24 protein-coding genes are annotated in these 21755 nt (G+C 74.5%); 20 read left to right on the top strand and 4 right to left on the bottom strand.

Going from position 1 to position 21755, the window contains the following annotated elements:
* Nucleotides 1–7: 7 nt before the first annotated feature.
* From AAG589_RS11220 to AAG589_RS11235, 4 genes are all read left to right on the top strand, one after another.
* Nucleotides 8–841: a hypothetical protein gene (locus AAG589_RS11220; protein ID WP_430567340.1), complete on the top strand. Its 834-nt coding sequence runs from the start codon at nucleotides 8–10 to the stop codon at nucleotides 839–841.
* 66 nt (nucleotides 842–907) lie between these two features.
* On the top strand, nucleotides 908–3499 hold the full coding sequence (locus tag AAG589_RS11225) for a DNA polymerase III subunit gamma and tau (RefSeq protein WP_430567341.1): 2592 nt from the start codon (nucleotides 908–910) through the stop codon (nucleotides 3497–3499).
* A gap of 1 nt (nucleotide 3500) precedes the next feature.
* Nucleotides 3501–3926: an NUDIX hydrolase gene (locus AAG589_RS11230; protein ID WP_430567342.1), complete on the top strand. Its 426-nt coding sequence runs from the start codon at nucleotides 3501–3503 to the stop codon at nucleotides 3924–3926.
* An 8-nt stretch (nucleotides 3927–3934) separates the two neighbouring features.
* Nucleotides 3935–4372 (top strand): DUF3592 domain-containing protein, encoded by a 438-nt coding sequence (locus AAG589_RS11235; protein ID WP_430567343.1) that lies wholly within the window; start codon nucleotides 3935–3937, stop codon nucleotides 4370–4372.
* 97 nt (nucleotides 4373–4469) lie between these two features.
* Here AAG589_RS11235 and AAG589_RS11240 read toward each other — a convergent pair whose 3' ends face one another.
* Nucleotides 4470–4991, bottom strand: coding sequence for an NUDIX hydrolase (locus tag AAG589_RS11240; RefSeq protein ID WP_430567344.1), 522 nt, complete (start codon nucleotides 4989–4991; stop codon nucleotides 4470–4472).
* Nucleotides 4992–5113: 122 nt separating this feature from the next.
* Between AAG589_RS11240 and AAG589_RS11245 the strand changes: the two genes are divergently transcribed.
* The 7 genes from AAG589_RS11245 (at nucleotide 5114) to AAG589_RS11275 (ending at nucleotide 11097) form a co-directional block, all read left to right on the top strand.
* The gene (locus tag AAG589_RS11245) at nucleotides 5114–6091 is read left to right on the top strand and encodes an ABC transporter ATP-binding protein (RefSeq protein WP_430567345.1); all 978 of its coding nucleotides are present in this window, start codon (nucleotides 5114–5116) and stop codon (nucleotides 6089–6091) included.
* Nucleotides 6088–6921, top strand: a complete 834-nt coding sequence (locus AAG589_RS11250) for an ABC transporter permease (protein WP_430567346.1) — start codon at nucleotides 6088–6090, stop codon at nucleotides 6919–6921. Before AAG589_RS11245 ends, AAG589_RS11250 begins: the two co-directional genes overlap by 4 nt.
* Before the next feature lie 62 nt (nucleotides 6922–6983).
* Nucleotides 6984–8273: a sensor histidine kinase gene (locus tag AAG589_RS11255; protein WP_430567347.1), complete on the top strand. Its 1290-nt coding sequence runs from the start codon at nucleotides 6984–6986 to the stop codon at nucleotides 8271–8273.
* Nucleotides 8270–8875 (top strand): response regulator transcription factor, encoded by a 606-nt coding sequence (locus AAG589_RS11260; protein WP_430567348.1) that lies wholly within the window; start codon nucleotides 8270–8272, stop codon nucleotides 8873–8875. Before AAG589_RS11255 ends, AAG589_RS11260 begins: the two co-directional genes overlap by 4 nt.
* Nucleotides 8876–8984: 109 nt before the next feature.
* Nucleotides 8985–9584 (top strand): recombination mediator RecR, encoded by a 600-nt coding sequence (recR, locus tag AAG589_RS11265; protein WP_430567349.1) that lies wholly within the window; start codon nucleotides 8985–8987, stop codon nucleotides 9582–9584.
* A 73-nt stretch (nucleotides 9585–9657) separates the two neighbouring features.
* Nucleotides 9658–10227 carry a DUF5063 domain-containing protein gene (locus AAG589_RS11270; protein WP_430567350.1) on the top strand — a complete coding sequence of 190 codons (570 nt, stop codon included), beginning with the start codon at nucleotides 9658–9660 and terminating at the stop codon, nucleotides 10225–10227.
* Between the two features lie 87 nt (nucleotides 10228–10314).
* Nucleotides 10315–11097: a TSUP family transporter gene (locus AAG589_RS11275; RefSeq protein WP_430567351.1), complete on the top strand. Its 783-nt coding sequence runs from the start codon at nucleotides 10315–10317 to the stop codon at nucleotides 11095–11097.
* Between the two features lie 11 nt (nucleotides 11098–11108).
* On the opposite strand, the gene AAG589_RS11280 is transcribed toward AAG589_RS11275, so the two are convergent.
* Entirely contained in the window at nucleotides 11109–11567 is a 459-nt protein-coding gene (locus tag AAG589_RS11280; RefSeq protein ID WP_430567352.1) for a MarR family winged helix-turn-helix transcriptional regulator, read from the bottom strand.
* Between the two features lie 77 nt (nucleotides 11568–11644).
* Here AAG589_RS11280 and AAG589_RS11285 point away from each other — a divergent pair, with 77 nt between their 5' ends.
* Complete coding sequence (locus tag AAG589_RS11285) at nucleotides 11645–12025, top strand: VOC family protein (protein ID WP_430567353.1); 381 nt, start codon at nucleotides 11645–11647, stop codon at nucleotides 12023–12025.
* Nucleotides 12026–12067: 42 nt separating this feature from the next.
* On the opposite strand, the gene AAG589_RS11290 is transcribed toward AAG589_RS11285, so the two are convergent.
* On the bottom strand, nucleotides 12068–13846 hold the full coding sequence (locus tag AAG589_RS11290; RefSeq protein WP_430567354.1) for a peptidoglycan recognition protein family protein: 1779 nt from the start codon (nucleotides 13844–13846) through the stop codon (nucleotides 12068–12070).
* Between the two features lie 203 nt (nucleotides 13847–14049).
* Here AAG589_RS11290 and AAG589_RS11295 point away from each other — a divergent pair, with 203 nt between their 5' ends.
* Together AAG589_RS11295 and AAG589_RS11300 are read left to right on the top strand one after the other, a co-directional pair.
* Entirely contained in the window at nucleotides 14050–15354 is a 1305-nt protein-coding gene (locus AAG589_RS11295; protein WP_430567355.1) for an aspartate kinase, read from the top strand.
* Nucleotides 15355–15361: 7 nt separating this feature from the next.
* The gene (locus tag AAG589_RS11300; RefSeq protein ID WP_430567356.1) at nucleotides 15362–16486 is read left to right on the top strand and encodes an aspartate-semialdehyde dehydrogenase; all 1125 of its coding nucleotides are present in this window, start codon (nucleotides 15362–15364) and stop codon (nucleotides 16484–16486) included.
* Nucleotides 16487–16640: 154 nt separating this feature from the next.
* Here the strand turns inward: AAG589_RS11300 and AAG589_RS11305 are convergent, their stop codons facing one another.
* Nucleotides 16641–17351 carry a MerR family transcriptional regulator gene (locus tag AAG589_RS11305; RefSeq protein WP_430567357.1) on the bottom strand — a complete coding sequence of 237 codons (711 nt, stop codon included), beginning with the start codon at nucleotides 17349–17351 and terminating at the stop codon, nucleotides 16641–16643.
* Nucleotides 17352–17391: 40 nt separating this feature from the next.
* Here AAG589_RS11305 and AAG589_RS11310 point away from each other — a divergent pair, with 40 nt between their 5' ends.
* The 6 genes from AAG589_RS11310 to AAG589_RS11335 all read left to right on the top strand — a co-directional run bounded on the left by AAG589_RS11310 (nucleotide 17392) and on the right by AAG589_RS11335 (nucleotide 21754).
* Complete coding sequence (locus tag AAG589_RS11310; protein ID WP_430567358.1) at nucleotides 17392–17856, top strand: DUF6194 family protein; 465 nt, start codon at nucleotides 17392–17394, stop codon at nucleotides 17854–17856.
* 48 nt (nucleotides 17857–17904) lie between these two features.
* Entirely contained in the window at nucleotides 17905–18585 is a 681-nt protein-coding gene (locus AAG589_RS11315; RefSeq protein ID WP_430567359.1) for a FadR/GntR family transcriptional regulator, read from the top strand.
* Nucleotides 18582–19385: an ABC transporter ATP-binding protein gene (locus AAG589_RS11320; protein ID WP_430567360.1), complete on the top strand. Its 804-nt coding sequence runs from the start codon at nucleotides 18582–18584 to the stop codon at nucleotides 19383–19385. The genes AAG589_RS11315 and AAG589_RS11320 overlap by 4 nt, the downstream gene beginning before the upstream one ends.
* Nucleotides 19386–19626: 241 nt before the next feature.
* Nucleotides 19627–20022 (top strand): GntR family transcriptional regulator, encoded by a 396-nt coding sequence (locus AAG589_RS11325; RefSeq protein WP_430567361.1) that lies wholly within the window; start codon nucleotides 19627–19629, stop codon nucleotides 20020–20022.
* Nucleotides 20019–20984, top strand: a complete 966-nt coding sequence (locus tag AAG589_RS11330) for an ABC transporter ATP-binding protein (protein ID WP_430567362.1) — start codon at nucleotides 20019–20021, stop codon at nucleotides 20982–20984. Before AAG589_RS11325 ends, AAG589_RS11330 begins: the two co-directional genes overlap by 4 nt.
* Nucleotides 20981–21754, top strand: a complete 774-nt coding sequence (locus AAG589_RS11335) for a hypothetical protein (RefSeq protein WP_430567363.1) — start codon at nucleotides 20981–20983, stop codon at nucleotides 21752–21754. The genes AAG589_RS11330 and AAG589_RS11335 overlap by 4 nt, the downstream gene beginning before the upstream one ends.
* Nucleotide 21755 lies beyond the last annotated feature (1 nt).

The raw sequence follows: 21755 nt of genomic DNA on the forward strand, positions 1-21755 counted from the left end.
TCGGCCCGTGCCTGACGACGACGGCGTGCGCTCCCGGTGGGACCGGGCCGGTGTGGTGGTGCTGAGCATCGTCGCCGGGATCGTCGTGCTGGTCCTCGCCGTGCCCGTCGTGGTCCTCTGGGCGGCGACCCGCCCGATCGACGGGGAGCGGGTCGCCCAGGACCACCTGAACCGGATCGTCGAAGGCCTCGCCGACGACGTCAACGATCTGCGCGACCCGACCGGTGCCACGAGCGACCCCGAACGGGTCGCGGCCTGGATCCCCGACCACGTGCGCCTGCCCGACGACGTGCGCGACGCCGAGTACGTCGTCGCGCCGGTCGGGTGGGGCCGTGACCCGACGTCGGTCGACGTCGTGGTCCGCGCGGAGGTGCCCGCCGAATCGAAGGCGACCGTGTTCGGGCGGTCGCGCTCGGCGGGCACGGCGGAGTCGTGCTGGCGCCTGACCGTACGCGTCGACCGGCGGCTCGCGGACCGGGAGCAGCTCGAGTGCGGCGAGCCGAGGCTGTCCGTCGAGCCGGTCCCGGTGCCGTCTCTCGGCCCGTACGCCGAGAGCACGGTGCTGCAGGCGCTCAACGCGCTGGCTGAGGGGGCGTCCGCGGCCGACGCGGAGGCGGCGCTGGGCGAGCACTTCTCGGAGCCGCTCACCGTGCGTGCCGAGCGCGAGGAGCGCGACCTGGTCGTGGCCGTCGGCGCGCCGGGGACCCGCGACTGCGTCGTGGGGGTCCGGCCTGACGGCGCGCCGCCGTGGCGGTTCTCGGACTTCGACCGGATCCTGCTCGAGCCGGGCGAGCTCGGCTGCGTGCCGAGCCTCTACACCAGCCCCGTCACGACGCACTGACGCCCGTCGTCCACCGCCTGAGCAGCGGCCTCGTCGGTGTCGGCTGCGGCGTCTAGGGTTGGCCGGGTGACGACAGCCCTGTATCGCCGCTACCGGCCCGAGACGTTCGCCGAGGTGATCGGCCAGGAGCACGTCACCGCACCGCTCATGCAGGCCCTGCGCAGCGGGCGCGTCAACCACGCGTACCTGTTCTCCGGGCCACGCGGCTGCGGCAAGACGACGTCGGCCCGCATCCTCGCCCGGACGCTGAACTGCGCGCGCAACACGCCCGAGAACCCGATCGACACGCCCTGCGGCGAGTGCCCGTCGTGCGTCGAGCTGGCGCGCGGCGGCCCCGGCTCGCTCGACGTCGTCGAGATCGACGCGGCCAGCCACAACGGCGTCGACGACGCCCGCGACCTGCGCGAGCGCGCCACGTTCGCGCCCGCCCGCGACCGGTACAAGATCTTCATCCTCGACGAGGCGCACATGGTGACGCCGCAGGGCTTCAACGCCCTGCTGAAGATCGTCGAGGAGCCGCCGCCGCACGTGAAGTTCGTCTTCGCGACGACGGAGCCGGACAAGGTGATCGGCACCATCCGGTCGCGCACGCACCACTACCCGTTCCGGCTCGTGCCGCCGGACGTGCTGGGCCCGTACCTCGAGCAGCTCACCGCGGCCGAGGGGATCGAGCTGGGCGGCGGCGTCGTGCCGCTGGTGACGCGCGCCGGCGGCGGCTCCGTGCGTGACTCGCTGTCCGTGCTCGACCAGCTCATCGCGGGCGCCACGGACGGGGTCGTCGAGTACGACACGGCCGTCGGCCTGCTCGGCTTCACGCACGCCACCCTGCTGGACGACGTCGTCGACGCCCTCGCGGCGGGCGACGGCGCCTCGATCTTCCGCGTCGTCGACCAGGTCATCGCCACGGGCCACGAGCCGCGGCGCTTCGTCGAGGACGTGCTGGAGCGCCTGCGCGACCTCATCGTCATCGCCGTCTCCGGCGACGCCGCCGAGGCGGTGCTGCGCGGGCTGCCCGCCGACCAGCTCGAGCGGATGCGCGTCCAGGCGGGGCGCCTCGGCGTGTCCGAGCTGTCGCGGGCGGCCGACCTCGTCAACGCCGCGCTCACCGAGATGACGGGCGCGACGTCGCCGCGGCTGCACCTCGAGCTGCTCTGCGCGCGCCTGCTGCTCCCCGGCGCCGACGACGGCGTGGAGGGTCTCGCCGCGCGCATCGACCGCCTCGAGCGGGGCAGGATCGCGGCGGGCGGCACGCCCGCTCCGGCCGCTCCGCAGGCGGACGGCGACGCCGCGCCGACGCCTGCTCCGCCGTCGCCCGCCGGCGGGGGCGGGGGGCTGAGCGGTGCCGCCGCCGCGCGCGCCGCCCTGCAGGCGAGCCGGCGTCCGGCCGCCGAGCCCGACAGCCCGGCAGAGCCCGAACCCGAGCCCGAGCCCGCGGTGGGCGAGCCCGTCGAGACGCCGTCCGCGGGCCCCGCGCCCGTGGCGGTCGAGCCTGGGCCCGTGGCGGTCGAGCCCGTCGAGGCCACGGCGCCCGCCGAGCCCGAGCCGTCGGTGGCCGAGCCTGTCGAGGCTGCTCCGCCCGCGGAACCCGAGCCCGAGCCTGTGGTGGCCGAGCCGGCCGAAGCCGAGCCGGCCGTCGAGCCAGAGCCCGAGCCCGCGCCGTCCGCTCCCGTGAGCGCGGTCACCACCGAGGTGGTCCGGCGTCGCTGGCGCGAGGTCCTGGGCGCCATCCAGAGCCCGCAGGCCGCCGCGTTCCTGGGCGAGAACGCCCAGGTGCTGACCCTCGAGGGCGACGTGCTGCGCCTTGGGTTCGCGCCTGCCGTCCTCGGGCTGGCGCGCCGCGGGCGGCCGGAGACTATCTCGGACGCCGTCTACCAGGCGCTCGGCATCGCGGTGCAGGTCGAGATCGTCGAGGACGAGAACGGGCCGCGTGCGCGGGAGGGCGGCAGCTCTCCGGCCCCGTCCAACCCGGGCGCGGACGCCGCCGAGGAGCCTGACAGCTCCGGGTGGCCCGACGTCCCCCCGCCCGGCGAGGGGTGCTCCGGCGGTGGGAGCGGTGGCGCCACCGGCGGCGGGGGAGCCGGCCCGCGCCCGTCCGCCACCACGGTCGCGGCGAGCGAGCGGCGCCAGGGCGCCGCCGTCGCCGTCGTCGATCGGCCCTCGCCGTCCGCTCCGCGCGCGACGCAGGAGGCCCCGCCGCAGCAGCAGGCGAGGCAGGCCGCCTCGGTCGACGAGGCGGACGCCGCCTGGCTCGCCGGCGTCTCCCTGCACGAGCCCCCGCCCGACGACGAGCCCGAGCCGCCGTTCGAGGAGCCCGCCGCGGCTCCGGCCGGCCGGCCTGCCGCGCCGCCGCGGCCCCAGCCGGAGGTGCCGCCGAGCGCGCCGGCGTCGAGCGCGCCCGCCTCTGTCGGACCATCGGCGTCCGCGCCGGCGGCTCCGCCTGCTCGCGAGACCCCCCGGCAGGCCGCCGAGCGCCGGGTGCGCGAGGCCCAGCAGTCCGAGAGCCGGTCGTCCTGGGCGCCGTCGTCCGGTGGCGGCCCGGTGGACGACGAGCCGTCCGCCGACGACCCCGACATCGCGTCGTCGGGGCTGATGGGTGTGCCGCTCGTCGTGCAGGTGCTGGACGGCAAGGTCATCGACGAGATCGCGGAGCAGCCCTGACATGACCGGCGAGACCACGGCACAGGGCGTCACGACGCTCCACATCGTCGCGGCCGTCATCGTGCGCGACGACGGCCGCGCGCTGCTCGTGCGCAAGCGCGACACGACGGCCTTCATGCAGGTGGGCGGCAAGATCGAGCCCGGCGAGGACCCGGTGGCCGCGCTCGTGCGCGAGTGTGCCGAGGAGATCGGGCTGGTCGTCGACCCGGCCGCCGTCCGCCCGCTCGGCAGGCGGGCCGCCGTCGCCGCCAACGAGCCGGACCACGTGGTCGACGCGCACGTCTTCGCCGTCGCGCTGCCCGCCGGGTTCGACGTCGAGACGCGCGCCGAGCTCGCGGAGCACGTGTGGGTCGACCCGGCCGCACCGGTCGCGCCGCACCCCCTGGCGCCGCTGTCCGCCGACCTCATGGCGGACCTCGCCGGATGAACGGCGGGGTGCTCGTCGGGGTCCTGCTGATGGCGGGCTTCCTGCTCGCCGGCGGCGGTCTCGTCGCCTACGGCGCCACGAAGCTCGTGCGGCGGGTGCGGCACGCGCGCCTGCGGGAGTACCGCGGCACGACGGTGACCGGCGAGGTCGTCGACGTCGTGTGGCGTGGCAGCGGGCAGCACTCGCGCGGGCACCCGAAGGTGGCGTTCACCGATCGCCACGGGGTGGAGCGCACCGTCGTGGGGGAGACCGGGACGGACGGGCCCCCGCTGCCCGGGACCAGGCTGAAGGTCTGGTACGACCCTCTGGACGACACCGTCCCGCCGGTGGTGACCAACGACTGGCGCGGGGTGTTCGTACCGGTGCTCGCGATCGTCGTCGGAGGCTTCTTCCTGGCGTTCGTCGGGTTCGCCCTCTCCTCGCTGCTGACCTCGTCGTTCGCCTGACCCGCTCGCCGCGAGGTAGGCCAAGCCACCGCGAGGTAGTTCGATCCGTGCCGAGGTAGTTCGCGCGGTTGTGCGAACTACCTCGCGGAGTCTGGAACTACCTCGGCAGGGCGGCGCGCAGGTCGTCGAGCCAGCCGGCGAGGTTGGCCACGGAGTCGGGCATGAAGGGCAGCTCGTCGAGCATCCGCAGGAAGCGGGCGGGCGCCACCCACGCGCCCCACGCGACCTCCTCCGGCTGCCAGGTGACGGGCCCGTCGTAGGTGCACTCGTAGAGGAACTCGCGCATCCGCGTGCGGTCGTCGGCGTAGTCGACGGCGCCGAGCGGCACCAGCTCGACCCCGGTGACGCCGAGCTCCTCGGCCAGCTCGCGGCCCGCGGACTCGAGCGGCTCCTCGCCGGCGCGCAGCACGCCGCCCGCGCAGAAGTCGTACCGGCCGGGGTACAGGTCCTTGGTCTCGGTGCGGCGGTGCACGTAGACGTCCCCGGCGCGGTTGCGCACCACGACGGCGGTGGCCGCGTGTCGCAGGTTCTCCGCGCGCACCCTCGACCGGGGCGCGGTGCCGCACGGGCGGCCCGCCTCGTCGTACAGCGCCACGACCTCGGAAGCGGACCCGTCCATGCGAGCATCCTGCCGCAGCACGGCGCGGCATGACGGATGTCACGACCGACCCGTGCGCGCGTCACGGAAGCCGGTGACGGGCGGCACTACCTGCGACGACACCCCGCGGCGAGGGTGGAGGCATGACTGCGGAACCCATCGTCCACGTCCGCGGGGCACGCCGCCGGTACGGCACGTTCGAAGCCGTCCGCGGGGTCGACCTCGACGTCCATCGCGGGGAGCTCGTCGCCCTGCTCGGCACCAACGGGGCGGGCAAGACGTCGTTCGTCGAGCTCGTCGAAGGGCTCGCGCCGGCCTCCGGGGGCACGGTCCGCGTGCTCGGTCGTGACCCGTACCGGGAGCGGCGGCACGTCGTCGGCTCGCTGGGGATCATGCTGCAGAGCGCGGGGTTCTCCGGTGACCTCACGGTCGCCGAGACGGCGCGCACCTGGGCGGGCACGCTGTCCCGCCCACGCCCGGTGGCCGACGTCCTCGGCGCCGTCGGGCTGGATCACCGCGCCGACGTGCGCGTCGCCAGCCTGTCGGGCGGGGAGAAGCGCCGCCTCGACCTGGCCCTCGCGACGATGGGCGACCCCGAGCTCCTCTTCCTCGACGAGCCCACGACCGGCCTCGACCCGGAGAGCCGACGCGCCACGTGGTCGCTGGTCCAGGGCATGCTCGACGCCGGCACCACCGTGCTCCTCACCACGCACTACCTGGAGGAGGCGGAGCAGCTCGCCGACCGCATCGCGATCATGCAGGCCGGCCGGGTGGTGCGGACGGGGTCGGTGGCCGACGTCGTCGCCGCCGAGCCGGCCCGCGTCGAGATGGTGGTGCGCAACGAGGGCGGCCGCGCCGTCACGCCCGCCGTGGCGGACCTGCCCGCGCTGGCCGGCGTCGTCGGCGCGCCCGAGGTCGACCGCACCGGCCGCCTGCACGTGCGCACCACGCGCCTGCAGGACGACCTGCTCACCCTGCTGCAGTGGGCCGACGCCCGCCGCCTGCGGCTCGACGACCTCGACGCCCGTGCGGCGTCGCTCGAGCAGGCGTTCCTCGCCCTCGACGACGCCGCGGACACGCCCGACGCGCACCGCACGACCGACACGGAGGCAGCGGCATGACCACCACGACCACTCCCACCGGCCGGCCCGCCGCGACCGACGCGCGCGGCAGCGCCCGCCGCGTCGCCGCCCTCGCCCGCGCGGAGCTGCTCCTGCTGGTGCGCAACCGGACCGCACTGTTCAACGCGCTGGCGCTGCCGCCGCTGTCGGTAGGGCTGTTCGCCGCGGTCGGCAACCTCGGCGACGACGCGTCGGGGGCGGGCGGCGCGGTGCTGCTGAACCTGCTGACGTTCATGGCGCTCGCGTTCGTCGTCTACTACAACCTCACGGTCGCGTTCGTGGCCCGCCGCGAGGAGCTCGTGCTCAAGCGCTACCTGGTGGGGGAGTGCTCCCGGGCGGAGATCCTGGTCGGCACCGCGGTGCCGGCGGTCGTGGTGGCGCTGGCGCAGACGGTGCTGGGGATCGTGGCGGTGTCGGTGTTCCTGGAGCCGCCCGCGTTCACCAACCCGCTGCTGATGCTCGTGGCCGTGCTCGGCGGGGCCGCGATGCTCACCCTGCTGGCCGCCGCGACGTCCGGTCTGTCCCGCACCGTGGAGTCCGCGCAGCTCACCACGCTGCCGCTGCTCATCGTCGCGATCCCGTTCGCCGGCCTCTTCGGCGGGCCCGGCGCCGGCAACGGCGTGCTCGACACGATCGGCACGTTCACGCCGCTGCGCCCGATCACGGACCTCATGCTGCTCGGGGCCGGCGGGATCGACGGCGACGGGCAGGTGCTGACCTTCGCCGAGACGTTCGGCGCCGCCGCCGTCCCCGTGGCCGTGCTCGCCGCCTGGACCGCCCTGGGCGTGCTCGCCGCCCGGCGGTGGATGCGCTGGGAGCCGCGCCGGTGACCGACCCACGGCCCACCCCCGCGGCACGGCGTCGCAGGGGTGGGCCGTGGCAGGCTGACACCGTGACGACCGTCAGCCAGCCCGCCGTGCCACGCAGCGGCGGCGCGCGCGGCGTCGAGACGTACACCCGCTTCACCCTGTACCTGGTCGTCTTCCTCGAGCCGTTCTTCTACGCCTATGCGGTGGGGGCGCTCGCAGCCACCGAGGCGCCGATGCCGGGCTCCGCCCAGGGCACGCTCCTCGTCACCCTCGGCCTGGCGCACACCGGTCTCTGTCTCGCGACCGTGCACGCGGGGTTCGACCGGCCGTTCGTCACGGGGCGGCGACCCCGCCCGGTCGTGGTCGCCCTGCTGCTGGCGACGGCGGCGGTCGCGGTGGCGGCGACGGCGATCCTGCCGGAGCCCGCCGGCCGCGGGATCCTCGGCGACCCGCGCACCGTGATGCTCGCCGTGTGCGGTGCGGGCACGGTGGGTGCGCTCGCGATCCGAGTCCGGTCCCGGAGGGTGCTGCTGGTGGGGCTGGCGGTGCCGCTCGTCGTCGTCGCCGTGCGGCTGGCCGGTGGCGACGGCGTCGCCGGGACCGTCGTCGTGGGCGTCATGACCTACGTCTTCGTCCTGTTCTGGGCCGGTTCGGTGCGGCTGTCCATGTGGGTCCTGGAGGTGGTGCGTGAGCTCGACGCGGCGCGTCAGGTCGCGGCGCGGCTCGCGGTCGCGGAGGAGCGGCTGCGCATCGCGCGGGACATGCACGACGTCGTCGGGCGGGCCCTGTCCGCCGTCGCGGTGAAGTCCGACCTGGCCGCCGCTCTCGCCCGCCGCGGCGACCCGCGCGGCGCCGACCAGATGGACGAGGTGCGCGCGCTCGCGCAGGAGTCGCTGCGCGAGGTGCGCGGCGTCGTCGCCGGCTACCGCGGCGCGGACCTGGCCACCGAGCTCGAGGGCGCCCGGTCGGTGCTGCGCGCCGCCGGCGTGACGGTGCGGGTGGTCGGCGACGTGCCCGACCTCGCGGCGCCGCAGGTCGAGGCGCTCGCCTGGGTGGTGCGCGAGGGGGTCACCAACATCGTGCGGCACTCCGACGCCCGCGAGGCGCGCATCGACCTCGCCGATCTCCGCACGGGCGCGGGCGGCGGCGCGCGGGAGCTGGCGCTCACCGTCACGAACGACGGCGTCCGCGCCGCCGCGGGCGCCGACGGCGGGGGCGCCGGTCTCGTCGGGCTGCGCGAACGCCTGGCCGCCGTCGGCGGGGCGCTCGACGCCGAGGCCCGCGGTGACCGGTTCGTCCTCACCGCCCGCGTGCCGGCGCCCCGGCCCGCTCCCGAGAACCCCCATGCCCCGACCAGGGAGGCCGCCGCATGATCCGCGTCGTGCTCGCCGACGACGAGACCCTGATCCGCGACGCGGTCGCCCAGCTGCTCGACCTCGAGGCCGACCTCGAGGTCGTCGCGGTGGCCGGCAGCGGGCCGGAGGCCGTCGCCACGATCGAGCGGCACCGGCCGGACGTCGCGGTGCTCGACCTGCAGATGCCCGGGATCGACGGCATCGAGGTCGCCGAGCGGGTGCGGCCGGCCGTGCCGGGGTGCGGGGTCGTCATCGTCACCAGCCACGGCCGGCCCGGGCACCTCAAGAAGGCGCTCGCGGCCGGCGTGCGCGGCTTCCTCCCGAAGACGGCGTCGGCCGCCGTGCTGGCCGCCGCCGTGCGGCAGGTGGCCGACGGCGGCCGGTACGTCGACCCCGAGCTCGCCGCCGACGCCATCTCCGCCGGCGACTCGCCGCTCACCGCCCGGGAGGCGGACGTGCTCGAGCTCGCGGCGGACGGCGCGCCCGTCGAGGAGATCGCCGAGCGCGCGGCGCTCGCCCCCGGGACGGTGCGCAACTACCTGTCGTCGGCGGTGGCCAAGCTCGGCGTGACCAACCGGCACGAGGCGGCGCGGCTCGCGCGCGCCCAGGGATGGGTCTGAACCGCCGGGTGAGCCGGTCGAGACCCGGGCCCGCTGGTCGAGCCTGTCGAGACCCGGTCGTGGTCTCGACAGGCTCGACCGACGGTGGCGGGACGTAGGCTGATCCCTTGTGTACGAGGGCGCAGTCCAGGACCTGATCGACGAGCTCGGCCGCCTTCCCGGCGTCGGGCCCAAGAGCGCGCAGCGGATCGCGTTCCACCTGCTGGCGACGGACACCGCGGACGTGCGCCGGCTCGCCGACGCGCTCCTCGAGGTCAAGGCGCGAGTGCAGTTCTGCGAGACGTGCGGCAACGTCGCGGAGTCTCCGACGTGCCGCATCTGCGCGGACCCGCGCCGCTCCGACGACGTGATCTGCGTGGTCGAGGAGCCCAAGGACGTCGTCGCGATCGAGCGCACCCGCGAGTTCCGCGGCAGGTACCACGTGCTCGGCGGCGCCATCAACCCGATCGAGAACGTCGGGCCCGACGACCTGCGCATCAGCCAGCTCATGACGCGCCTGGCGGACGGCGCGGTCACGGAGGTCATCCTCGCCACCGACCCGAACATCGAGGGCGAGGCGACGGCCACGTACCTGTCGCGGCTCATCGCCCCCATGGGCGTCACCGTCTCCCGCCTCGCGTCGGGACTGCCCGTCGGGGGAGACTTGGAGTACGCGGACGAGGTGACCCTCGGGCGCGCGTTCGAGGGCCGGCGGGTCGTCGGCGGCTGACCTGCCGAGACGCCCGCGACGGGCACCGACCGGCAGCACCGAAGCCGTCACCGCGGCGGGAGGGGACAGCACCGTGGGAGAGATCGAGGCAGGCTCCGAGTTCCGGGACGTCGCCGAGCAGATGTCCGCGCAGGCGCGCGTGTTCCTGTCGACGACGACGCAGGTCGCGTCCGGCGCGGCCCCCGGCGCGGAGATCTCCCTGCTCATCCTCGCGACGTCCGACCTGCTGTCCGCCGGGGCGCGGCTCGCCGCGATCGTCGACGTGGTCCCCACCGAGCGGTTCGAGCCCGACGCCGGCCCCGAGACCGACGTCGACCCGCTGCGCGACGCGCTCGCGAAGATGTTCGACGGCTTCGACGACTACGTCGAGGTGTCCGACCCGGCCCTCTCCGCCGACGTCGCGCCCGCCACCCTGTCCGGCGACCTCGCGTGCGTCGCCGAGGAGATCGCCAAGGGCCTGCAGCACTTCGACGACGGGCACGAGCTCGAGGGCCTGTGGTGGTGGCAGTTCAGCTACCTCTCGTCGTGGGGGGAGCGGGCGTCGTCGGCGCTGCGCGTGCTCCAGGGCGTGCTGGCGCACCTGCGCCTCGACGTCGCGGACGACGTCGCCGCGGAGGCGGAGTACGACGCGCTGCACTCCTGAGCTCCCGGTGGTCGAGCCTGTCGAGACCCGTGGCCCGGGTTTCGGCAGGCTCAACCACCGGGCGTCGGCCGTGCGAGGATTCCCCGCGTGCCCGACCTCGACACCCTCACCATCGTGCTGCTCGTGCTCGCCGGGCTCACCGCCGGCTGGGTCGACGCCGTCGTGGGCGGCGGCGGCCTGATCCAGCTCCCCGCGCTGCTGCTGGTGCCCGGCATCTCGCCGGTGCAGGCGCTGGCCACCAACAAGCTGGGCTCGATCATGGGCACGTCCACCAGCGCCGTCACGTACTACCGGCGGGTGGGCCCGGACCTCACGACGGCGGGCCCGATGGCGATCGCCGCGCTGGTCGGGGCGTTCGGCGGCGCCGCGCTGGCCAGCCGCATCCCGGCCGACCTGTTCAAGCCGATCATCCTCGTCGTGCTGATCGGCGTGGCCACGTACACGGTGCTCAAGCCGAAGCTGGGCGCGCACGACAACCTGCGCTGGGAGGGCAACCGGCACCGCTGGACGGCCGCGGGCATCGGCCTCGTCATCGGCGCCTACGACGGCCTGCTCGGCCCGGGCACCGGCACGTTCCTCGTCATCGCGCTGGTGAGCGTGCTGGGCTACGCCTTCCTGCCGGCGTCGGCCCTGGCGAAGATCACGAACTTCGCCACCAACCTCGGCGCGCTGCTGTTCTTCGTGCCGCACGGCGCGGTCCTGTGGGGGCTCGGGCTGATGATCGGCGCGGCCAACCTGGTGGGTGCCTACGTCGGCGCTCGCATGGCGGTGGCCAAGGGCAGCGCCTTCGTGCGCGTCATCTTCGTCGTCGTGGTGGGCGCGCTCATCGTGAAGCTGGGCTACGACGTCTGGCACGACTGGGCCGGCTGAGGCCGCCGCCCTCACCCGTCGAGGGCGTCGACGATCGCGTCGAGGTCCTCCAGCAGCGCGGCCAGCCGCCCCGCGGGGACGCCCGCGACCATGCGTGCCTCGACGGCGTACACGGACTCCTGCGCCGACCTCAGCCGGCGCTCGCCGGCGTCGGTGAGCCGCACCGGCCGGGCCCGGCCGTGGTCGACCACGTCCGGGCGGGTCGCGAGGCCGGCCTCCTGGAGGCCCCGCAGCACGAGGTTCATGGACTGCCGCGTGACGAAGGTGGCGCGCGCGAGCTCGGCGTTCGACAGCCCCGGACGCAGCGCGAGCACCTCGAGGCACGAGTACTGCGGCACGCTCATGCCGTGCTCGCGCAGCGCGGCGTCGAGGGCGCCGCGCAGCGCGGAGTGCGCGCGCTTGAGGCGGTAGCCGACGTGCTCGGTGACGTCGGCGGCGGGGTGCGGAGGGGTGGCCTTCGAGGACGACATGTCAACATGTTGACACATGGTGGGCGCGGTCGTAGCGTCGTCTATGTCAACAACCTGACATTCGATCGAGGAGCATCATGACCACCAGCTCGCCCGCCACCGTGTCCGGCCCCGACTTCCTGGCCCTGCAGGTCCGTGACGTCGGCGCCGCCGCCGCCTTCTTCGAGGAGCGCCTCGGGCTGCGCCGCAGCCCGGCCTCCCCGCCCGGCGCCGTCGTCTTCGCGACCGAGCCCGTGCCGTTCGCCGTCCGCGAGCCGCTGCCCGGCACCGACCTCGACGCCGGCCGGCCGGGCCTCGGCGTCGCGCTCTGGTTCGCGACGGCCGACGCCGTCGCCCTGCACGAGAGCCTGGTCGCCGCCGGTGTCGCCGTGCTCACGCCCGTCACCGACTCGCCCTTCGGCCCGACGTTCTCCTTCGTCGGCCCCGAGGGCTACGTCCTCACCGTGCACGGGGCCTGACGGCCGCGACGGCTCGACGTCGTGAGGGCCTGACGCCGGGACCTAGCGGTGCGAGGGCCCCGCGGGGAACTCGTTCAGCAGCGCGGAGGTGACCTTCACGTCCCGCAGCTCGCTCCACCCGAGCGCGCGGGTGAGCCGCCACCAGGCGTCCCGGGTGTAGACCCGCTCTCTCCGGCCGTCGTAGATCCGGTAGAGGTAGCCCGTGTGCTCTGACCTGGCGAAGTACGAGATGGGCTCGACGTCGAAGGCGTTCTTCGCCCGGTCGGGGATCCGGGGGTCGCTGCAGTCGCCGCCCCAGTGCCTGACGGTGGTGCAGGAGGTCGCCCACATGAGGTCGCCGTTCGTGTCGAGCATGACGTAGCGGCCGGACGGCACGCGGGCCCAGCGGGAGTCGAAGTCGGTGCCGCGCGTCAGGCTCGTGAGGAAGGTGTGGCTCGCGTACGAGGCCCGGCCGAGGCGCTTCGCCAGCGCCGCGCGGGCCCGGGTGCTGGTGACGAGGTGGCGGGTGCTGCCGGAGACGAACCAGACCTCGCCGCTCGAGACGCGGGGCCGGTACTCGACGAGGTAGCCGGTGCTCGCCTTCCACAGGTGCCGCCACCGGGCCTGGCCGGCCTCGACCTTGGCGCGGATCTCGGTCAGGCGGCGGTAGATCGAGGTGCCCGGGCAGGCGGTGCTGCCGACGTCGCGATGCCCGGAGATCCTGGCCTCGTGCGCGCCGTCGAGGGTCGTGTACCCGCGGGCGGGCACGCCGTGCAGGGAGAGCTTCCAGGCCAGCAGGTCGATGACGCCGCGGATCGCCGCGTCGGTGACGGTGGCCTGGTCGTAGTTGCCGAGGACCGACACGCCGACGGTCTCGTCGTTCACGCCCACGGCGTGCGCGCCGACGATCTCGAGCTCCACGCCGCCGGTGCGCCCCTCCCAGACGCGGCCCCACTTGTCGACGAGGAAGTTGTATCCGATGTCGCCCCAGCCGCGGGTCTTCGCGTGGTACGTGTAGATGCCGCGGATGATCGCCGGCACCTGCGAGGACGTGTAGCCGTTGGTCCCGGCGGTGTGGTGGATCACGGCGCCCTTGACCTGGCCCTGCTTCGGCGTCCACGTCATGAGGGACTCGTCGGCGCCCCAGTCGGCGCGGGAGCGGATGGCGGGGCCGTCGTGCTGGTCGCCGGTCGCCACGGCGCCCGGGACCCGCACGACGCCGCCGACGCCCTTGCCGAAGGGGGCGAGGCCGGTCTCGAGCGCCCCGTCCGAGGCCGTGTCCGAGGCGGCGTGGTCCACCGCGCCCTCGCCCGGGTCGATCGTGACCAGCTCGACGTCGCGCACCTGCTCGGCGGCCACGTCCTCGACCGTCACCTCGACCCGGTCCACGTCGCCGACGGCGAGGGGAGCGGACCCGCCATCGGTCGCGTCCGGATCGGGCGCCTCGACCTCCATCGGGGTCCAGCCCGACCAGGTGTCCCCGCCGTCGGCGGAGGTGCGGGCCCTGATGGTCAGGTCGGCGTCGGCGGGGCCGGCCCAGGTGACGCCGACGGTCGCGAACCCGCTGACGTCGGAGGCGGCGACCACGACGTCGCCGCCGGTCGCGGCATGGGCCGGGTCCGAGCGCAGGGCGCGGGCGGTGGCGCCGTCGGGAGCCTCTGCCGGGGTCGCCTCGACGGTCGCCTCGACGGCGGACGCGTCGTCGCTCGGGGGACTGGCCGCGGCCGGCGTGGCGGGCCGCGCCGGAGGGTGCGGCGACGCGCCGGCCGCGGGAGCCGCGGCGGCGACGAGCGCGAGGACCACGGCGGTGGCGGTGGCGGCTGTCCAGCGGTGAGCGGTCATCGGTCGGTCTCCTCGCGCGGCGCGACGGGTGATCGTGATCCTCGGCAAACATAGGCCGGGCCGGGACGTCGCGCGTCCCGACGCCTGCCGCATCGCGAGACGTCTGTCGTCCAGGGTCCGGTCACCGACTACCATCGACGGGCAAGCACAAGCCCCGGCGGACCGTTGAGAGAGACGGAGGCCGGCCAGCAGAAGGTTGTGACATGGCACTTGTCGTGCAGAAATACGGCGGATCATCCGTCTCCGACGCCCACAGCATCAAGCGTGTGGCGAAGCGGATCGCAGCGGCCAAGCGAGCGGGGAACGACGTCGTCGTCGTGGTGAGCGCCATGGGCGACACCACCGACGAGCTCCTCGACCTGGCCGGGCAGATCACCCCGCTGCCCCCGCAGCGCGAGCTCGACATCCTCCTCACCTCCGGTGAGCGCATCTCGATGTCCCTGCTCGCGATGGCGATCACCAACCTCGGGGTCAAGGCGAAGTCCTTCACCGGCCAGCAGGCCGGCCTCATCACCGACGCCGTCCACGGCCGCGCACGGCTCGTGGACGTGGTGCCCCACCGCATCCGCGAGACGCTCGAGAAGGGGCAGGTCGCGATCGTCGCGGGCTTCCAGGGCGTCAGCTCCTCGAACGACGTCACCACGCTGGGCCGTGGCGGCTCGGACACGACGGCGGTCGCGCTCGCGGCCGGCCTCGAGGCCGACGTCTGCGAGATCTACACCGACGTCGACGGCGTGTTCACCGCCGACCCGCGCATCGTCCCGAGCGCCCGCAAGATCGACCGCGTCACCTACGAGGAGATGCTCGAGCTCGCGGCGTCCGGCGCGAAGGTCCTGGCCCTGCGTGCCGTGGAGTACGCGCGCCGCTACGACGTGCCCGTGCACGTGCGCAGCTCGTTCAGCAACACGACCGGCACCCTCGTCACCGGCACGCACGGCGACGCGATCGACCCGAACGCCCCGGAGGGCGAGCAGGAGGAAGCCCCGATGGAAGCCCCGATCATCTCCGGCGTCGCGCACGACCGCAGCGAGGCCAAGATCACCGTCGTCGGCGTGCCGGACAAGCCCGGCACCGCCGCCCGCATCTTCGAGGTCGTGGCCGGCGCGGGCGCGAACATCGACATGATCGTGCAGAACGTCTCGGCCGCCCACACCGGGCTGACGGACATCTCGTTCACGCTGCCGCACGCCGACAGCCCGACGACGCTCGCCGCCCTCAATGCGCTGCAGGACGAGCTCGGCTTCGCGTCGCTGCAGTACGACGACCAGATCGGCAAGCTGTCGCTGGTGGGCGCGGGCATGAAGTCGCACCCCGGCGTCTCGGCCCGCCTGTTCGGCGCCCTGCGCGACGCCGGCATCAACATCGAGATGATCTCCACCTCGGAGATCCGCATCTCGGTGGTCACCCGGGAGGACGCCCTGGACGACGCCGTGCGCGCCATCCACACCGCGTTCGACCTGGATTCCGCCGACGGCGAGGCCGTCGTCTACGCCGGCACGGGACGGTGACGCGCTGATGGTCCAGATCAACACCACCGGCGTGAACGTCGCCGTCGTGGGCGCCACCGGCCAGGTCGGCGGCGTCCTGCGCCGCCTCCTCGCGGAGCGCGCCTTCCCGGTCAAGGAGCTGCGGTTCTTCGCCTCGGCGCGCTCGGCGGGCAGCACGCTGCCGTTCGAGGGCGTGGACGTCGTCGTCGAGGACGTCGCGGCCACGGCCACCGACGACCTGGCGGACGTCGACGTCGCGATCTTCTCCGCGGGCGGCGGCACGTCGCGCGAGCACGCGCCCCGGTTCGCCGAGGCGGGCGCCGTCGTGATCGACAACTCGTCCGCCTGGCGGCTCGACCCGGAGGTGCCGCTCGTCGTCTCCGAGGTGAACCCGGAGGCGATCGGCGACGCGGTCAAGGGGATCGTCGCCAACCCGAACTGCACCACGATGGCCGCGATGCCGGTGCTCAAGCCGCTGGCCGACGAGGCCGGGCTGGAGCGGCTGCGCGTCGCGACCTACCAGGCGGTGTCCGGGTCGGGCCTGGGCGGGGTCAAGGAGCTCGCCGACCAGGCGCGCGCTGCCGTCGCCGGCGACCTCGAGGGGCTGGCGCACTCCGGCGCGGCGGTCTCCTTCCCCGAGCCGGAGAAGTACGTGGCGCCCATCGCGTTCGACGTGCTGCCGCTGGCCGGGAACCTCGTGGACGACGGCTCCGGCGAGACGGACGAGGAGCAGAAGCTCCGCAACGAGTCCCGCAAGATCCTCGGCCTGCCCGACCTGGCCGTCGCGGGGACGTGCGTGCGCGTGCCGGTGTTCTCCGGTCACTCGCTGGCGATCCACGCCGAGTTCGGCGCCGCGATCACGCCCGAGCGGGCGCGCGAGCTGCTGGCCGCGGCGCCCGGCGTCGAGCTCGCGGACGTCCCGACGCCCCTGCAGGCGGCCGGCGCCGACCCGTCGTTCGTCGGGCGCATCCGCACCGACCAGTCCGTGCCCGGCGGGCGCGGGCTGGTGCTGTTCGTGTCCAACGACAACCTGCGCAAGGGCGCGGCGCTCAACGCCGTGCAGATCGCGGAGATCGTCGCCGCCGACCTGGCCGAGCTCGACGCGCTCGACGACGTCGACGCGGCCGAGGGCGCCGAGGCGACCCCGGCCTGACGAGGTAGTTCACTTCCTCGCGAGGTAGTCCGGATCGTGCCGAGGTAGTCCGAGAGCTGCCGAGGTAGTTCCGATCCGGGCGAGGTAGTTCGAAGCTCGGCGAGGTAGTTCGAGGGGCCGTGGTGAGCACCGCTCACCACGGCCCCTCGTCATGTCATCCGTCCCGTCCCGCGTCGTCCAGGACCGCGGCCAGGTCGGCGCCGGCGCGCAGCAGCGCCCCGGACCGGGTCGCGATCCGGTCGAGCCGCTCCCGGAGCGCGGCCTCGGCGTCCGCGGTGTCGCCGAGCCCGCGCATCGCGGCGACGACGTCGTGCAGCGCGGGGATGCCGTAGCCCGCCGCCCGGAGCGCCGCGACCACCCGTGCGGCGGCGACGGCGGGCCGGTCGTAGACGCGGGCGCGCACGGACCCGACCCGCTCCGGCTCCAGCAGCCCCTCGGACTCCCAGTGGCGCAGCGTGGAGGTGCGGACGCCGAGCGCGTCGCCGAGCTCGGTGATCGTCAGGACGCTGCCGGGGGAGGAGGCGGCGGGCTCCGCCCGGATCGCGTCGAGCGCGGCGAGCGCCTGGAGGGTTTCGGTGCGCTCCTTGGCGAGTTGCGCGTGCAGGTCGGTCAGCGCTGCCGCGGCGTCGGCGAGGGGAGCACCCTGGAGGGTGGCCATGGTGCGTCGCGCGACGACGGGTCCGACGGCGGCGGCGAGGCCGCGGTAGGCGCGGACAGCGGTGACATGGCGCGGGCTGTAGGCGCGGTACCCGTTCGGCCCGCGGGCGACGGGCGGGACGACGCCGAGCCGTTCGAGGTCGCGCACCTGCTGAACGGAGTATCCGGTGGTGCGTGCGACGTCGGCGGTCCGCAGCGGACGGTCCATCTCACACCCCACAGAAGCACTTGAAGGTCACGCTTGAACCATGAGCAACGACACGAGTATGGACCGGATCATCGAGGCCGTGCGGTCGTTCGACGGGGTGCTCGTCCTGGAGCCGCGTCCCGGGGACGGGGCGCCCGAGATCGCGTGGGGCGACGCGTTCTTCTACGACGCGCCCGACGGCGTGGTGCCCACGACCGTGCAGCCGTACGGCACCGTCGTCACGAAGAACTATCCGGACGACACATCCTGCGACCTCGACCGGCCGGGCCGATGGCGGGTCAACGTGCACGTGGGGCGCGACCGGCTGCGGGAGCTCGTGGCGGACCGCGGCCCCGAGGACGCCGTCGTCCCGGACACGTTCCTGCCGCACCCGCTGTACGGGGACCTGGGGTGGGTGTGCGTGGTGAACCCGGGCGAGCGCACGACCGACGCGGTCGTCGGCCTGCTCCGCGAGGCGCACCAGGCGGCCCGCCGGCGTCGACTGCGTCGTCGCGCGATCGGCTGACCAGGTCGTCCCGTATCCTCTGCTTGTCTGACAAGCAGGAGGAGCGGGATGACGCAGGTGGTGCGACGGGGGCTCGCCGACCAGGGGGCCGAGCTGCTGCTGGAGCGGGTGCGGTCGGGGGAGTGGCCGCTCGGGGCGAAGCTGCCGGGGGAGACCACGCTGGCCCGGCAGCTCGCCGTCGGGCGGTCCACGGTGCGCGAGGCGATCCGTCAGCTCGCCGGTCGCGGGGTGCTCTCGTCACGGCAGGGTGTGGGGGTCTTCGTCACCGCGCTCGACGTCCGTGAGGACTGGGACGACGTGCTGCGGCGCGTCGACGTCGTCGCCGTCATCGAGGCGCGGGTGGCGGTCGAGACGGAGGCCGCCGGCCTGGCCGCCGAGCGACGTACCCCGGCCGACCTGCGAGCCATCCGGCGGGCCCTCGCCGAGCGGGGCGCCGAGTACGTCGACGTCGAGTCCCACGTCGACGCCGACCTGCGGTTCCATCGTGCCGTCGTCGCTGCCGCGCACAACCCCCTCCTCGCCGAGCTGTTCGACGGGTTCACCGCGCGCGTGCGGGAGGCCATGGTCGAGCTGCTGCGCTGGCGCCGCGCGGTCGGCGAGGCGCTCGACGACGACGCCGACCACGAGGCGCACGTCGGCCTGGCCGACGCCGTCGCCCATCGGGACGCGGCGGCGGCGTCGTCGCGCAGCCGTGCCCACCTGCTCGGACTGAAGGAGACGCTGCGATGACCGACGCCGTCCTGGACCTGCGCGGCGTGACGTTCCGCCGCAACGGCACGGAGATCCTGCACGGGGTCGACCTCACCGTCCGCGCGGGGGAGCGCTGGGCGATGCTGGGGCCGAACGGGGCGGGCAAGAGCACCGTGCTCGGCTTCTGCGGCGCGGTCGCGCACCCGACGTCGGGCACCGTCGACGTGCTCGGCCACCGGCTCGGGCGGGTCGAGCTGCAGGCGCTGCGCCGCCGGATCGGCCACGTCAACCCGCGGCACCCGCTGCGTTCCGACCTGACCGTGACGCAGGTGGTCCTCACCGGTATCACCGGGACGACGGACCTGCCGCCGCGCTGGCAGCCGACCGAGGTGCAGGTCGCCACGGCGCACGGACTGCTCCACGACGTGGGGATGACGGCGCGTCGTGACGCCGCGTGGCCCGTGCTGTCCCAGGGGGAGCGCGGGCGGGCGCTGATCGCCCGCGCGCTCGTCGCCGAGCCCGACCTCGTGCTGCTCGACGAGCCCACCACCGGCCTCGACGTCGCCGCCCGCGAGCAGTTCCTCGAGACGCTCGACGACCTCGCTGTGCGTCGCCCCGAGCTGACGACCGTGCTGGTCACGCACCACCTCGAGGAGCTGCCGCCGTCGACGACGCACGTCGTCGTCCTCGCCCACGGCGCCGTCGTCGCGGCTGGGCCCGTGGACGAGGTGCTCACCACCGAGACCGTGACCGAGGCGTTCGAGCACCCCATCGAGGTCGCGCACGAGCGCGGGCGGTGGACGGCGCGGGCGATGCGGCGCGCGGCCATGCAGGCCTGAGGCCGGCAGCCTCCCGTCCGGAACTACCTCGCCAGGCTCTGAACTACCTCGCGGAGTTCTGAACTACCTCGGCACGCCCGGGACTACCTCGGCACGGGCTGAACTACCTCGCCGCGGGCTGAACTACCTCGCGGAGATCTGGACTACCTCGCCCTGAGGGGTTGCGCGCGGAGGTGGGTCCGTGGTTCATTAGTCGAGTAATGAACCCCAGAACTACTGAACCTGCCGTGAGGAGGCCCGCGTGTTCGACGGTCCTGAACCCATCTACGTGCAGATCGCCCAGATGATCCGCGCGCAGGTGCTCGCCGGTGAGCTCGCGGAGGAGGAGCAGGTCATGTCGACCACTCAGTTCGCCACGACGTTCCGCATCAACCCCGCCACCGCCGCCAAGGCGTTCACGGGGCTGGTGGACGAGGGCGTCCTGTACAAGCGCCGCGGCCTCGGGATGTTCGTCGCCCCCGGGGCGCGCGAGCGGCTGCTGGAGCAGCACCGCAAGGCGTACTTCGACGACGTCCTCGGCCCGGCGCTCGCGCAGGCCGACCTGCTCGGCATCCCCACCGACGAGCTCGTCGCCTACGTGCTCGGCGGCAACGGCCACCACAAGCACGGCCCCACGACCACCACGGAGGAGTCATGACCCCCGCACCCTTCGGCGCACGCCTCGACGACGTCGTCGTCCGGTTCGGCAAGCAGCGCCGCATGACGGCCGAGGGCACCACCATCAAGGACGACGCCACGACGGCGTTGGACGACGTGGGCCTGACCGTCCGGCCCGGCGTCATCACCGGCGTGCTGGGTCGCAACGGGGCCGGAAAGTCGACTCTGCTCTCCCTGCTCGCGGCGTTCACGCGCCCCACCCGCGGCTCGGTGCGCGTCGGGCCTGACGGCCTGATGGAGGACCCGTGGGAGAACCCGTGGGTCACCGCCAACGTGCAGCTCGTGCGCGAGAGCGGCGACCTGCAGGACGACGAGAAGGTCTCCGAGTCGCTGAAGTACTACGCCGCGCTGCGCCCGAACTGGGACGCCGACCTCGCCGAGAGGCTGCTGGACTCCTTCGAGGTGAACCCTCGCAAGAAGCCCGCCGCCCTCTCCCGGGGCAAGCGCTCCGCGGTCGGGGCCACCATCGGCCTGGCGGCCCGGGCGCCGCTCACGATCTTCGACGAGGTCTACCTCGGAATGGACGCCCCCACGCGGTACGCGTTCTACGACGAGATCCTCGCCGACTACGCCGAGCACCCGCGCACCATCCTGCTGTCCAGCCACCTGGTCGAGGAGGTCGCGCGGCTCTTCGAGGACGTGATCGTGCTCGACCGCGGCCGGGTGCTGCTCGCCGAGACCGCGGAGGAGATGCAGTCGCGCGGCTTCAGCCTCACCGGCCCCACCGCCGCCGTCGAACGGCTGACCGCAGGCCGGCGGGTGCTGCACCGCCAGCAGCTCGGCGCCACGGCCCAGGTCACGCTTGAGGGCGCACCGCGCGACGGCGAGGCCGCCGAGGCCCGGGCGGCCGGCGTCGAGATGGGCGTCCTCCCGCTGCAGGACCTCTTCGTCCGCCTCACCCAGCGGCCGGACGCCGGCCCGGACGAGGGAGCGGGACGATGACCGTCGCCACCTGGCCCGACCGGGACGCGTTCGCCGCCGACGCCCACCACCGCGCGGTCCGCCACGTCACGCGGACCTTCGCGGGCGGCACGCTCATCATCGGCTCCTGGTACTGGGGCGTCTTCCTGCTCATCACCGTGGCGGTGCCCCTGGTCGTCCACGCCTTCGGCGGGGTCATGGACGGCGGCGTCGCGACCGGGCTCGAGTTCTCCGCCCGCTGGTACGTCTTCAGCATGGGAGCCGTCCTCACCGTCATGACCGTGGTCACGCACCTCGCCGCGGGCGGCACGCGCCGGGCGCTGCGGAGCGGGACGCTGCGCGCGTCCGGCGTCGCGGGCGTCGCCAACGGCATCGCGTTCGTCGTGGTGCTGGTCGTGGAGCGGGCCGTGTTCGGGGCGGTCGGCTGGGGCTGGGAGCCGGTCGGCATCGGCCTCGCGTCGTTCGACGGCGGCTGGGCGGTCGTGACGGCCGTGTCGGAGGCGCTCGTCTCCGCGATCTATCTGCTGGGAGGCGTCGCCGTCGTGGCCGGGTACCAGTCGCACGGTCTGTGGCGGGGCACCTTGCTGGTCGTCCCCGCGCTGCTGCTGCTCTTCCTTGCCGACGTCACCTCCCGGACAGGGGCCGGCGAGGCGATCCTCGCGGGCGTGGCCGGCGACATCGGGACCACGGCGCCCGCAGTGGGCCTCGTCGCGGGCGCGGCAGTCCTGGCGCTGGCCGTCGGTGCGGTGCACCTGCAGCTGCGCGACCTTCGACTCAGGCCCACGAGGTGAA

Source organism: Isoptericola sp. F-RaC21, from assembly GCF_038593535.1.
In the GTDB taxonomy this organism is placed as follows: domain Bacteria; phylum Actinomycetota; class Actinomycetes; order Actinomycetales; family Cellulomonadaceae; genus Isoptericola.